The organism is Candidatus Pelagibacter sp. HIMB1623 (assembly GCF_052047695.1).
Classification (GTDB): Bacteria; Pseudomonadota; Alphaproteobacteria; order Pelagibacterales; family Pelagibacteraceae; genus Pelagibacter.
This window is the reverse complement of the sequence record NZ_JBNAJN010000013.1, coordinates 241,378-254,068: the sequence shown is the minus strand read 5'-3', so window position 1 is coordinate 254,068 and position 12,691 is coordinate 241,378. Positions and strand designations below refer to the sequence as shown.

19 protein-coding genes are annotated in these 12,691 nt (G+C 28.6%); 8 read left to right on the top strand and 11 right to left on the bottom strand.

The annotated features are described in order from the left end of the window. The first annotated feature begins 3 nt into the window (after positions 1-3). The 5 genes from ACTTBN_RS05805 to ACTTBN_RS05785 are packed head-to-tail and all read left to right on the top strand — an operon-like array spanning position 4 to position 3,851. Positions 4-1,191 (top strand): argininosuccinate synthase, encoded by a 1,188-nt coding sequence (locus tag ACTTBN_RS05805; protein ID WP_440681473.1) that lies wholly within the window; start codon positions 4-6, stop codon positions 1,189-1,191. Between the two features lie 4 nt (positions 1,192-1,195). Further along, positions 1,196-1,819, top strand: a complete 624-nt coding sequence (locus ACTTBN_RS05800) for a DsbA family oxidoreductase (RefSeq protein WP_440681472.1) — start codon at positions 1,196-1,198, stop codon at positions 1,817-1,819. Between the two features lie 47 nt (positions 1,820-1,866). Continuing rightward, positions 1,867-2,325 (top strand): hypothetical protein, encoded by a 459-nt coding sequence (locus ACTTBN_RS05795; protein ID WP_440681471.1) that lies wholly within the window; start codon positions 1,867-1,869, stop codon positions 2,323-2,325. After that, positions 2,325-2,705, top strand: coding sequence for a phosphate-starvation-inducible protein PsiE (locus ACTTBN_RS05790; RefSeq protein WP_440681470.1), 381 nt, complete (start codon positions 2,325-2,327; stop codon positions 2,703-2,705). Before ACTTBN_RS05795 ends, ACTTBN_RS05790 begins: the two co-directional genes overlap by 1 nt. Positions 2,706-2,711: 6 nt before the next feature. Then, a complete protein-coding gene (locus tag ACTTBN_RS05785; protein WP_440681469.1) occupies positions 2,712-3,851 on the top strand; it encodes an FAD-binding domain-containing protein in 1,140 nt (379 codons plus the stop codon). Here ACTTBN_RS05785 and ACTTBN_RS05780 read toward each other — a convergent pair. From ACTTBN_RS05780 to ACTTBN_RS05750, 7 genes are read right to left on the bottom strand one after another with little or no spacing between them, the layout of a single operon-like run. Then, positions 3,848-4,069 (bottom strand): hypothetical protein, encoded by a 222-nt coding sequence (locus ACTTBN_RS05780; RefSeq protein WP_023854586.1) that lies wholly within the window; start codon positions 4,067-4,069, stop codon positions 3,848-3,850. The two genes, ACTTBN_RS05785 and ACTTBN_RS05780, sit on opposite strands and share 4 nt — an antisense overlap. Further along, a complete protein-coding gene (locus ACTTBN_RS05775) occupies positions 4,062-4,253 on the bottom strand; it encodes a hypothetical protein (RefSeq protein ID WP_440681467.1) in 192 nt (63 codons plus the stop codon). Before ACTTBN_RS05775 ends, ACTTBN_RS05780 begins: the two co-directional genes overlap by 8 nt. Then, complete coding sequence (locus ACTTBN_RS05770; protein ID WP_440681466.1) at positions 4,250-4,969, bottom strand: type 1 glutamine amidotransferase; 720 nt, start codon at positions 4,967-4,969, stop codon at positions 4,250-4,252. The genes ACTTBN_RS05775 and ACTTBN_RS05770 overlap by 4 nt, the downstream gene beginning before the upstream one ends. A 4-nt stretch (positions 4,970-4,973) precedes the next feature. Beyond that, positions 4,974-5,102: a DUF2256 domain-containing protein gene (locus tag ACTTBN_RS05765; RefSeq protein ID WP_145596660.1), complete on the bottom strand. Its 129-nt coding sequence runs from the start codon at positions 5,100-5,102 to the stop codon at positions 4,974-4,976. A gap of 3 nt (positions 5,103-5,105) precedes the next feature. Beyond that, positions 5,106-5,831 (bottom strand): LrgB family protein, encoded by a 726-nt coding sequence (locus ACTTBN_RS05760; protein ID WP_440681465.1) that lies wholly within the window; start codon positions 5,829-5,831, stop codon positions 5,106-5,108. After that, on the bottom strand, positions 5,815-6,195 hold the full coding sequence (locus tag ACTTBN_RS05755) for a CidA/LrgA family protein (RefSeq protein ID WP_440681464.1): 381 nt from the start codon (positions 6,193-6,195) through the stop codon (positions 5,815-5,817). The genes ACTTBN_RS05760 and ACTTBN_RS05755 overlap by 17 nt, the downstream gene beginning before the upstream one ends. Position 6,196: 1 nt before the next feature. Continuing rightward, positions 6,197-7,687 (bottom strand): cryptochrome/photolyase family protein, encoded by a 1,491-nt coding sequence (locus ACTTBN_RS05750; protein ID WP_440681463.1) that lies wholly within the window; start codon positions 7,685-7,687, stop codon positions 6,197-6,199. 27 nt (positions 7,688-7,714) lie between these two features. On the opposite strand from ACTTBN_RS05750, the gene ACTTBN_RS05745 reads away from it, so the two are divergent. From ACTTBN_RS05745 to ACTTBN_RS05735, 3 genes are read left to right on the top strand one after another with little or no spacing between them, the layout of a single operon-like run. Next, a complete protein-coding gene (locus ACTTBN_RS05745) occupies positions 7,715-8,425 on the top strand; it encodes an SDR family NAD(P)-dependent oxidoreductase (protein ID WP_440681462.1) in 711 nt (236 codons plus the stop codon). Beyond that, positions 8,400-9,491, top strand: a complete 1,092-nt coding sequence (locus ACTTBN_RS05740) for a PQQ-dependent sugar dehydrogenase (RefSeq protein WP_440681461.1) — start codon at positions 8,400-8,402, stop codon at positions 9,489-9,491. Before ACTTBN_RS05745 ends, ACTTBN_RS05740 begins: the two co-directional genes overlap by 26 nt. 4 nt (positions 9,492-9,495) lie before the next feature. Next, on the top strand, positions 9,496-10,479 hold the full coding sequence (locus ACTTBN_RS05735; RefSeq protein WP_440681459.1) for an MBL fold metallo-hydrolase: 984 nt from the start codon (positions 9,496-9,498) through the stop codon (positions 10,477-10,479). Here the strand turns inward: ACTTBN_RS05735 and ACTTBN_RS05730 are convergent, their stop codons facing one another. From ACTTBN_RS05730 to ACTTBN_RS05715, 4 genes are all read right to left on the bottom strand, one after another. Beyond that, positions 10,480-11,271: a TauD/TfdA dioxygenase family protein gene (locus tag ACTTBN_RS05730; RefSeq protein ID WP_440681457.1), complete on the bottom strand. Its 792-nt coding sequence runs from the start codon at positions 11,269-11,271 to the stop codon at positions 10,480-10,482. An 8-nt stretch (positions 11,272-11,279) separates the two neighbouring features. Next, positions 11,280-11,552, bottom strand: coding sequence for an SHOCT domain-containing protein (locus ACTTBN_RS05725; protein ID WP_440681455.1), 273 nt, complete (start codon positions 11,550-11,552; stop codon positions 11,280-11,282). Positions 11,553-11,555: 3 nt separating this feature from the next. Then, entirely contained in the window at positions 11,556-11,759 is a 204-nt protein-coding gene (locus ACTTBN_RS05720) for a hypothetical protein (protein WP_262589965.1), read from the bottom strand. Positions 11,760-11,838: 79 nt separating this feature from the next. Next, positions 11,839-12,684 carry a bifunctional 5,10-methylenetetrahydrofolate dehydrogenase/5,10-methenyltetrahydrofolate cyclohydrolase gene (locus ACTTBN_RS05715; protein ID WP_440681453.1) on the bottom strand — a complete coding sequence of 282 codons (846 nt, stop codon included), beginning with the start codon at positions 12,682-12,684 and terminating at the stop codon, positions 11,839-11,841. Positions 12,685-12,691: the final 7 nt, after the last annotated feature.

Genomic DNA, 12,691 nt, shown 5'->3' with positions numbered 1-12,691 from the left:
TAAATGAAATCAAAAAATAAAATTGTGCTTGCATACTCAGGCGGTTTAGACACGTCCATAATTTTAAAATGGCTTCAAGAAAATTATAACGCTGAAGTAATTTGTTACACTGCTGATGTTGGTCAAGAAATTGATAGAAAAAAAATTTATAAAAATGCAAAAAAATTTGGTGTAAAAAATATTATTATCCAAGATTTAAAAGATACTTTTGTAAAAGATTACGTTTATCCAATGATTAGAGGACATGCAATTTATGAAGGGGTGTATCTTTTGGGAACTTCTATTGCTAGGCCACTGATTGCAAAAGACCAAATAAGAGTTGCTAAAAAATTTAAAGCAAATGCAGTTTCACATGGTGCTACAGGAAAAGGAAACGACCAAGTAAGATTTGAATTAGGCTATCATTACTTTGGACCAAAAATAAAAATTATTGCTCCGTGGAGAATTTGGAAATTAAAATCAAGAACTGATTTAATTAACTATGCGAAAAAACATGGGATACCAATACCAAAAGATAAAAAAGGTGCTCCACCTTTTTCAGTAGATGATAATTTATTTCATACATCAACCGAAGGGAAAGTATTAGAAAATCCAAAAAATTCTGCGCCAGAATTTATTTTCCAAAGAACAATTTCTCCTGAGAGAGCTCCAAACAAGCCTTCATTTATTACCATCAATTTTAAAAATGGAGATCCCTTTGCAATTAATGGAAAAAAAATGTCTCCTTCAAAACTATTAGAAAAATTGAACAACATTGCTGGAAAAAATGGAATAGGAAGAGTTGATTTAGTTGAAAATAGATTTATTGGAATAAAATCTCGTGGAGTATACGAAACACCAGGTGGAACTTTGTTAATTCATGCGCATAGAGCAATCGAGTCCGTAACTCTAGATAAAGAAACAATGCACAAAAAAGATCAAATTATGCCAAGATATGCAGAGCTAATTTATAATGGTTATTGGTATTCAAAAGAAAGATTTAAACTTCAAAAAATTGTAGATCTTAAAAGAAACAAAGTTAATGGCTCAGTAAAACTTAAACTTTATAAAGGAAATGTAATAATAGAGTCTCGAATTACAAATAGTTCAGCCTACTCTATGAAAAAAGTTTCCTTTGAAGAAAATAAAACATTTAACAAATCTAATGTTGAAAGATTTATTAATTTTCATAAGAAAAAACTTCGATCATAAATAAATGGAAATAAATATATTCGCAGACACCATTTGTGGATGGTGTTACATAGGTCATAAAAATTTAAATACAGTGATTAAAAAATTTCCAAACATAAAATTTGAAATTAAACATATACCTTTTCAATTAAACCCAGATATGCCTCTAGAGGGAATAGCTCGTGATAAATATCTTGAGATAAAATTTGGTGGGAAAAAATTCGCAGAACCTATGTATGAAAATATGAAATTAAAAGCAAAAGAGTCTGGAATGAATTTTAATTTAGATAAAATAAAAAAAACTCCTAATACAATTCTATCTCATTTGCTAATAATTTTGAGTGAAAGATTTAATATACAAAACCAGATAAAAGAAAAAATTTATCAATCCTATTTTATTGATGGTCTCGACATAGGAGATATTTATGTTTTAACCAATATTGCAAAACAACATGATATTTCTGAAGAGATCTTTAAAAATTTTATCAATGATAAAAATATTGAGGACGTAAATTCAAAAATATTAATTGCTAAAAGAAAGAATATAAGTGGTGTTCCGTTTTATGAGATAGGAAATGATTTTATATCAGGTGCTCAAAGTGTAACTCACTTAGAAAGTGCAATAAATTCAAACTTAAACCAAAATTAAGTCAATTTTTCCTTTGTTATAACTTTTTAAAACTATATGTTAAATAGGTGGACTCATTAAAAAACTGGATGAAAGATGCTGCAAACATTTTGTTTGATGATAGTAAAAACGATTTGAGAGCACTACCCAAAACAGTTAGACTTCAAATTCTTTTAGTTCTAAGTTTTATTTGGACTACAGTTTTTAGTTTATATATATTCTCATATACAACATTTGCATTTGGATGGGCTGGACTTTTTTTAGCTCACATAGGTTTAATATTTGCCGTCTATATGACTTTTAAACAATTTCATAGAGCAGAAGAGAAATCTGCAAGCGTTTTTCAAACAAAAAATTTTGATCCTTTTAAAATAATGGTGATTGTTTTTGTAGTTGTATTTATATTTATTTTTTCAAAAGGTATTGAAGTTCTAACAAGTCCAAATCCAAATTCATACTCAATTCCATATGATGGGCCATCAAAATCAGTTTTTGAAAAATGGCTTCCTTTTAGTAAGGACAAGTAATGGATAAGATAGCAAAAAATTTACAGTTAGCATTAATGGTCATAATTTTAATAAGTACAGTTATTGCTGTTGGAATTGAGATGAAAAATATGTTCTTAAATCAATCTGTAACATTAGCTGATCTATTATTAATGTTTCTTTATTTAGAAGTCCTAGCAATGGTAAGAGTGTTTTGGAACCAACAATCAATTAGTATTACCCTTCCGCTGCTTATTGCAATTACCGCGCTTGCGCGATTTATTATTTTACAAGGTAAAGAAATGGATCCAACTGCACTTGTTTATGAAGCGGTAGCGATTTTATTAATTGCTGGAGCAATTGTTGTCCTAAGATTAAGACATAGTGATAAATTAGGTCTGAAGAAAAAAAAATCAAATTAGATTTAAATGATATTTGAAACTTCGAGGGCAAAGGCCTTAAATCAATTAAACAATTTTATCGATAATGGTCTTGCAGAATACTCTAAATTAAGAAATTTTGATTTTGGTCCTGAAAAAAGAACTAATATATCTTGCTTATCTCCATACATAACTCATGGAATTGTTAATGAAAAAGAAGTTATCCAGAAAGCCCTAAGCAAATTTTCTTTTTCAAAAAATGAAAAATTTATTCAAGAAGTATTATGGAGAACTTATTGGAAAGGTTGGCTAGAGCTAAGACCAAATGTTTGGACAGATTATCTTATTGAATTAAACCAAATAAAAAATGAATTTCAAAATAATAAAAATTATCTCTCAGCAATTGAGGGGAAAACAGATATTAAATGCTTTAATGAGTGGGTTAACGAGCTAAAAGAAAATAATTATTTGCATAACCATACAAGAATGTGGTTTGCTAGTATTTGGATTTTTACCTTAGAACTACCTTGGCAATTAGGTGCGGAATTTTTTTTGCAAAATCTTTATGATGGAGACACGGCATCAAATACTCTGGGATGGCGATGGGTTGCAGGTGTTCAAACTCAAGGCAAACATTATCTTGCTAGTGAATGGAATATTAAAAAATTCACAAACAATAGATTTCAAAACATAAAATTAAATGAAAATGCTCCTCCAAAAATTTCAGAAAAATCTTATCAAATAATAAAACAAGATTTTAATAACCCACAAAATATTAAAGAAAAAAATCTTATAATTTTTGATAATAATCTATCTTTTGAAATCAGTGACTTTAAAGAAAACAACTTTAAGAAAATTTACTTAGTTTCCAACAAGAATGAAAATAGAGCTATAAAACTCAGTGAAAAATTAATGAAATTTAAATCACTGTTAATAGAAGACCAAGCACAAAGATTAAAAAATCAATCTATTGATTGTCAGGTAATTGATGTTAGCGAAATTACAAACATTGAAAATTGTTACGGTTTGTATCCAACAGTTGGTGAAAATTTAGACTACTTAAATTCAAATAATTTAAAGTTAGATTTTTTATATAGAAGCCTCGATCAGTTAGCTTGGCAATATTGTAATAAAGGTTTTTTTAACTTTAAAAATTATATTCCCAAAATTGTTTCAACCTTAAGTTAAAACCATCGAACCATACCTATAATTCCAGCAGTAGCATAAAAAAATTGCAGTAAGAGAATTCCTTTGTGGCCACCTCTGTAAGCCCAAATTCCAATCAAAATAGCTGACAAAAGTAATAAACAAAAACCAAAAAATTCTATCCCTATATTTAAAGCGACAAATAAAGAATACAGTATTGCTGTAATGACCCCTGCCCATTCAAAAATTTTATTATTCATAATTTTTATATATCTCTTCACGTTCACTTTTTTTCATACCCTTTGTTTTTTCAACAAATTGATTTCTTAATTCTCTTGTTTTAAAAATGTAAAAACAAACTGTATCTTTGCTGTGATAGATTGCTTTAAGTTCATCATCTATATCGTTTAGCTCTTTTGGTATTTCAGCCTTTATGCAAATCATAGAAGTTTTTTAAAATTATTATAAAGAATTGTAGAATAGTTATTCATATCTTTCATATTATCTCTTGCTGATTGATCAAACTTTTCTAAAGCACCATTACCAAGCTGATCCTCTAAAGCTTTCTTGTATTCTGGAACACATCCCCATTCATTGACTGTTGTATCTTTTATTTCTATGTGAAATTGAATTCCGTAAGCGTGGTTTTGATATTTAAATATTTGATATTTAGTAATCGGTGAGGAAGCCAATAAAGTTATATCATTATTGTTTTCTATTCCTTGAACCTCATAAGAATGCCATTGTAAACTTTTTATCTTATCAGGAAATTGTGAAAACAAATTATCGTTTTCCTTTTCTTTAGAAAAATCAATATCCATAATACCAATTTCTGCAGGATTTGATTTAACCACTTTACCACCCACTACCTCGCCCAATAATTGGCAACCCAAACAAAAACCTAAATAAGGTTTTTTCAAATCTACAACAAACTGTTTAATTTTTTTCTTCTCGTCAATTAACCATGGATATTCTTTTTCCATGTAGGTATCCATCGGTCCTCCCATACAAAACATTCCATCAAATTTACTAAGATCCTCTGGTATTTTTTCACCTTCGTCTAACTCTATTGTAGTTAAATTAAATCCATCATATAGCATTAAATCTTTAATGTAGCCTGGATCTTCTATTTTAATATGTTGTAGTACTATTATATTCACTAAGTTAGCTTAGCTTAGAACATTTCTTAGAACAATATTTTACTTTATCCCAATTCAACTTCCATTTTTTTCTCCAAGTAAATGGTCTTTTGCAAACTGGACAAATTTTTGTTGGTAAATTTTCTTTTTTCACTTACTAAAAAATAAATTTAATAATAATTAAAACAAATATTGAAGTTGCAATGCCACTCAAACCCATTGCTAAAGCAGCAAAAACACCAGCTGTTTTATTTTTACTCATTGCTCTTGCAGTGCCAATACCATGACTTGCTAATCCAAAACCAAAACCTCGAGCACTCATATCTTTGATTTTAAATAGATTCAGTGCAAATGTTCCAAGAGAGGCACCCATAATTCCTGTTATAATTGTGATAATTGCTGTTAGTGAAGGTATGCCTCCAATTAATTCTGAAATACCCATGGCTATAGGAGCAGTTACATTTCTTGGGATCATTGTTAGTATTATATCTTGATCTAGATTAAAAAATTTTGCTAAATAAAAAGTAACCAATATTGCAAACGGTATTCCTAAAAATATTGAAAAAATTATTGGTTTTATTTCTTTTATAATGAGATTCTTTCTCTCATATATTGGTATTGCCAGCGCTACGGTTGCTGGTCCTAGCATAAAATGAATAAATTTAGCTCCATTAAAATATCGATCATAAGAAACATCTAAGATCAATAATGCTGAAGAAACTATTAAAATGCTTATTGCAACAGGGTTAACAAGAGGATTAAGTTTAGATTTTCTATAAAGATAATCACCAACCAGATAAGCACCTAAAGTCAAAGTAATCCAAAATAAGGGTTCTGCCTGTAAATATACCCAAATTTTATAAAGCTTATCTTCTTTTAACATTATTTTTTTCTAAGTTGATTATTTTTTCCATAACATAAGCAACAAAAACTAAAGTGCTCAAAGTACCAATAATTATTATCGCTAAAATTTTAAATAAATTATCCCCTAAATAATTGATATGCATAACCACTCCAACTCCAATGGGAACAAATAGTAATGATAAATATTTAATAATTTGATGGCTTGTTTCTGAAACTTCTTTTTTTATTTTTCTAAATGGTGATGCATTTTTTATAAAAAAAATAAAAACCAATAATAAAAGTATTAATCCTATTACAGGCCCAGGAATATTAATTTCAAAAAATTTTTGAATAGCTTCTCCTAGAAGCTGAAAAAAAAATATTATAAATAAACTTCTTAACATTTTAAAGTGTCTGTTCTTTTATAAACTTTTCCGCCTCAGCAAGTATCATTTTTTTTCGGTCTAACTTCATTTTATCAAAAACTCTTACCATCATTGATAGACGAGGATTTTTTAAAAAGAATTTTCTGTTTCGATCTATAAATCTCCAGTAAAGACCATCCATGGTGTTACACCAATCACCTTTTTTAAAATCCATCATTTTCATAAAATAACTAGATCCACAAATATAAGGTTTGGTCGCAAAAATTCCTCCATCACTAAATAATCCCATTCCATAAACATTTGGAACCATTACCCAATCTGAAGAGTCTACGAACATTTCCATGAACCATTTGTAAACAATTGTTGGCTTAATTTCACAAAGGTTCATAATGTTTGATAAGATCATTAACCTTTCAATGTGATGTGACCAACCATGATTAACAGCATTTTTAATTGCATAATCCAAAGGTGGAAGACCAGTGGTTCCATCATACCAAGAACTTTTCATTTTTCTATTTTGTTTAAAAAAATTTCCAGTTTCCATTTTTTGAGAATAGGACTGATAAATTCCACGCATAAATTCTCGCCAACCAATTACCTGGCGAATGTAGCCCTCTAAAGAATTCATTCTAATTTTATTTTTTTTATGAAAATCTAAAATTTTTTGGATAACAAATTCAGGAGTAATTAAACCTAAATTTATATAGGGACTTAATGCACTGTGAAATAGAATATTATCTTTTTGATCAACTGCATCCTCATAATCACCAAAAAGATTAGATTTTTCTTTTATAAAAAAATTCAATAGCTTAACTACATCTTCATATTCCGTTGCAAACCAAAAATTATTTGTACTCCCAGGGTGATTTTTAAATTCCTTTTCAATAATAGGTTTTAATTTTTTTGTATGACTGGTTTCATTTATTTTTGGAAATTTAGGAATTGAAATATTTTTAGGTAATTTATTTCTGTTATCTTCATCAAAGCTCCATTTGCCCCCGATTGGATTATCATCTGAACCCATCAATATTCCAGATTTTTTTCTAACATCTTTGTAGAAGGTTGCCATAAAAGGTTTTTTTGATTTTGATAAATAATTTTTAAATTCAGCTCTTGAATTTAAAAACATAGGAGTTTGGATAACATTCCAGTGTATTTTTTCTTTTTTTAAAAATTGTGAAATTTTTTTTTCAAAAAATTTATCCTCTACTTCGAAACTAGAAATTTCTTTTATTTTTTTTTGTATAATTATTTTTTTTAATTTTTTTAAATAATCTTCATTAAATTCTTTATCTTCGATTTTAAAGTAATCTAATTTAAATTTGTTTTTTCTTAATCGGTCTGCATAAGAACGCATAGAAGATAGAAATAATAAAATTTTTTGTTTATGATGCTTTTCATATGTACATAAGCCCTTATCTTCAGCCATAAAGAATAAATGGTCTTTTTTGAAGCGGTCTATGTATTTTGTTGGAAATAATTGATTGCCAAGTATAAAAAATAACTTCATATTTAAATATAACTAATAAAATTTTTTATGTCAGAAAAATATCTTATTTTTGGTGCAACTGGCTCCATTGGATCCAGTTTAGCTGAACAATTAAAAAATTCAGGAAATGATATTCATTTAGTTGCAAGAAATGAAAGTGAACTTGCTCCAATTGTAGAAAAGCTTGGGTGTTCACACACTATCGCAGATGTTCTTGAAGAAGGTTTTGTAGAAAAAGTTAAATCAGATGTTTCTGAAATCAAAGGGCTGGCCTACTGTGTAGGATCTATAGATTTAAAACCTCTTAGAATGATTAATGAACAAGATTTTCAAAAGTGCATGAAACTTAATCTTTATTCTACTGTTGAAGCTATTAAGGGATATCAAGAAAGTTTAAAAAAAAATAAAGGTTCAATTGTAATGTTTTCAACTGTTGCTGCACAAAGAGGTTTTACCAATCATGCAATTATTGCATCAGCCAAGGCAGCTGTTGAAGGTCTGACTGTTTCTTTAGCTGCAGAATTTGCTCCAAACATTAGAGTAAATTGTGTGGCACCAAGCTTAACAAAATCTAAAATTGCTGAACCTATGTTAAAAAATGCTGCTTTAGCAGAAGGTATTGCAAAAGCTCATCCATTAAAAAGATTAGGGGAAGGAAAAGATTCAGCATCACTTGCTAAATTTTTACTTACAGAAGATAGTTCTTGGATCACTGGTCAAGTTATAGCTGTAGATGGCGGTAGATCTAAACTTTCATAAAGTGAAAAAATTTATTTTTATATTTTTTTTTATTTTAATTTCCACAACAGCAAATTCTAAAAATTATAATTTTGAAAAATTAGGGTCTTTTAGTGAACCATGGGGTTCAAGTTTCATTAGTGGTGAAGAATTAATTATTACAGAAAAAGGTGGCAAAATTAAAATAATAAACATTGTTTCAAAAAATATTTCTGAAGTTAAACATAATTTAAACTATTTTGTTCATGGTCAGGGTGGTCTTTTAGATATTATTTATAAAGATAAGAAATTATGGATTTCATATTCAGAAAATAGAGGAAACTGGAAAACCAGTACCTCAATTGCAAAAGCAGATCTAAATAAGAATTCTTTAAGTTTTAAAAATATATTTCAAGCAAATCCTCCTATTGAATCTGGATATCATTTTGGATCAAGACTTGCTATCAAAGAAAATTACTTATTTGCTTCTGCAGGTGAAAGGGGCATGAATATGATTGCTCAAGATCCAACTCAACATCCAGGAAGCATTATTAGAATAAATTTGGATGGAAGTATTCCAAAAGATAACCCTAAGTTTGAGGGTAAGCCAGATTGGCTTCCAGAGATATACCAGATTGGAGTTAGAAATCCTCAGGGTTTAACTTTTTCAGAATTTGATGGAAAAATTTATATGAGCAATCATGGAGCAAAGGGTGGTGATTGGTTTGGAGAAGCCAAAAAAGGAGAAAATTATGGTTGGAAAATTTTAGGTTGGGGAGGAACAAATTACTCAGGAACTAAAATTGGTCCAAAATGGAAACCAGGATTTACAAAAGCTATTCAATATTGGGTTCCATCAATCGCTGCAAGTGCTATTACAATTTATAAAGGTAAAGAATTTGAAGAATGGAATGGTCATGCATTAATTACTTCTCTTAAAGATAAATCTTTAAGAAAATTAATATTTTCAAACACATCTGAAATTCAAGAAGAAATTATTTTTAAAGATAAAATTGGGAGAATTAGAGACATACAAGTTCACCCTATTGATGGAAAAATTTACTTTTTAGCTGGAGATGATTTGTGGCTAATGGAAAAAAATAATTAATATAATGAAAGAGAAACCTTATCACCATTTATCAAATGGAACTTTTCGAAATCCTAAAGGTTCACCAGTTGTGATATCTAGATCGGGGAAATTTTCTTATAGAACTTTCAGTAAACTAAGAAAAAATATTAGTCTTAATTTTCCAAAAGAGCATATTGTCGAAAAAGAAAAAGTTAAATCTGATTTAGAAAAATACAAAAATGGTGATTACATTGCCTGGATTGGGCATGCTACTTATTTAATTAAATTAGGTAATACAACAATTATTACCGATCCCGTTTTTTCAAAAAATGCTGGTCCGTTAATATTTGGACCAAAAAGATTTACTAAACCTGCACTAGATCTGAATGAAATTCCAAAAACAGATTTGTTTTTATTAACTCACAATCATTATGATCATCAAGACATGTCAACTATCAAAAATTTTCCATACAAAAATGCAAAAGTATTAGTTCCACTTAACCTTGGAAAATATTTTAAGAATTATGAAGATGTAAATGAAATGGATTGGTATGATCACAAAAATATTAATAGTGATTTAAAAATAACCTTACTACCAGCAGTTCATTGGTCAAAAAGAAGTCTAACAGATACAAATAAAACTTTGTGGGGAAATTTTTTAATTGAATATAAAAATAGAAAAATTTTATTTGCTTGTGATACTGGTTATGGAAACATCTATAAAGAACTTGGAGAAAAATATGGTCCGATTGATCTTACTATGATCAACATTGGAGCATATAATTTTAAACCAATGTTTGACAAAACTATTTACCACACAACTCCAGAAGAAGCTTTAAATGTAGCAAAAGATCTTAAAAGCAAAAAAGTATTAGGAATGCATTGGGGGACTTTTGTTTTATCTTTAGAGCCAATTATGGAACCACCAATTCGATTTAAAGATAATGCAGAAAATTATGGATTTAAAAGAGAAGATGCAATTACATTTAATATTGGTGAGGTAAAATCCTTAAACGAATTATTATAACTACAATATAGTTATTCTATGCATAATTCTATTGCCTTTAAAAGGAGTAGCTTGATGAAGCATAGATCTATTATCCCATATAGCTAATTGGTTTTTTTCCCATTCTAAAGAATATTGAAATTTTTTTTTAATTTGATGTTTAAATAATTCTTTCTTAACTTTTTCAGAATTTTTTAATTTTGGAGAAAAACCTACAAGATGTCCGGGGCTACAATAAATTGTATTTTTAGAGTTTATCTTTTTAATAATTTTATGAGTAGACTTTAATTCTTTTATTTTTCTTCCCTTCTCTTTTACTCTTTCTCTTGTAGTAACTGAAATTGGTCCTTCAGAAGAGTACCTTCCCTTCACTTTGAGTAATTTATTTTTTATTGATTTAGGCAAATAATCATAAGCTAAGTATTGAGAGGAAAATTCAGTATTTGCTCTACCCTTTTTAGGAACTAGTTTAGAATAAAGCATTGTAAATCTAGGTGGTTTTTTTGTGTAAATTGAGTCTGTGTGAAACTGTTCTCCAAAACTAGGTCCCTTATCTGTTGCTTTTCTTTGAACGACAGTAATTTGTTTATATTTCTTACTTAATCCTTTTAGTCTTGGATATTTTGCTAATTTACCAAAATGTTTAGCGAACGCTATATAATGTGAAGAATTTAGTTTTTGTCTTCTAAAAAAAATCATACCATAAAGTTCGAGTGCTTTAAAAAAAAATTTAAAATCTTTTTTAGAAATTTTTTTAACATTACCGGTAATCTCTGCCCCAATATTTTTTTTATTGGGAATTATCTTAAACATGTCTAAATTTAATTATTTAGTAATTTACTTTTAGCTTTCTCAAACTCTTCTTGGGTAAGAGCTCCATTTTTATACAACTCATTTAATTTAGAAATTTCAGAACTTAGATCGTTACTATTTGAAGGTCTAATTACTGTTTCTGAATTTGATTCTGTTTCCTCAGTTTTATTGGGTCGATTATCAACTTTAGCCTTAAAACCCTTCATAATTGCAGAACCACCTAGGTAAAAAACAAATCCTAAAATTGGCACTGCTAAAGCAAAAAAAATAATTTTTTCCATTAATTAATCCTCATCCTCATCTCTCCAACCTTTTTCATACATCAAATATCCAGCTAAAATAACAGAAAAAACTCCAGCAATCATTCCAAAATCAAATCCAACTTGCTTATTATATAAATACCAACCCAATTGAGTAGCTCCAATTGGGACTGCAGTTAACAAAATCATTATAATTGCAATTCTGTATTCATATTTAGGTTTTTTCATCTAGAGCAGCTTATCAAATACAACAGTAATTTAATCAGTTTAAATATCCTTGAGACAATTAAACTTAGATAAAAAGTCTTTATTTTTGTGATCTTTTAAAACACTCGATTGTGTTTTTTAATAAACAAGCGATAGTCATTGGTCCTACACCACCTGGAACTGGAGTTAAGGCTTTTGCATTTTTTGAAACGTCTTCAAAATCAACATCTCCAACTATACCTTTATCAGTTTTATTGATACCAACATCAATTACTATTGCATCTTTTTTAACCCAATCTCCTTTTACAAGTTCAGGTATTCCAACTGCTGCAACAATAATATCAGCTTCTAAACATTCAGCTCTTAGATCTTTAGTTTTTGAGTGAGTAATTGTTACAGTGCAATTTTCTTTCAAGAGTAGTTGTGTCATTGGTTTTCCATTTAAATTTGATCTACCAACTACAACTGCTTTTTTTCCACTTAAATTTGGTTCAATTTTTTTAATTAACAAGTAACAGCCAAGAGGTGTACAAGGAACTGAGCTTTCATAACCCGATGAAAGATTTCCTACATTCATTGGATGAAAACCATCTACATCTTTAGAAGGATCAATGGCTTCAATAACTTTTTGTTTATCTATATGTTTTGGTAATGGTAATTGAACTAAAATACCCGAAACTGTTTCATCTTTATTTAGTTCTTCAATTTTTTCTAAAACAGTTTTTTCTTCAACACTATCTGGATATTTAATTACTTCTGATTTTAACCCTACCTCATTTGCTGATTTTTCTTTATTACGAACATAAATTTGACTTGGAGTAAGATCTCCAATTAATATCACAGTTAAACCAGGGACTTTATTATATTTGGATTTAAGTCCTGATACTTCTTGTTTTAATTCTTCTCTTAATTCAGCTGCAGCTTTTTTTCCGTCAATTAAAATCATTTTACTT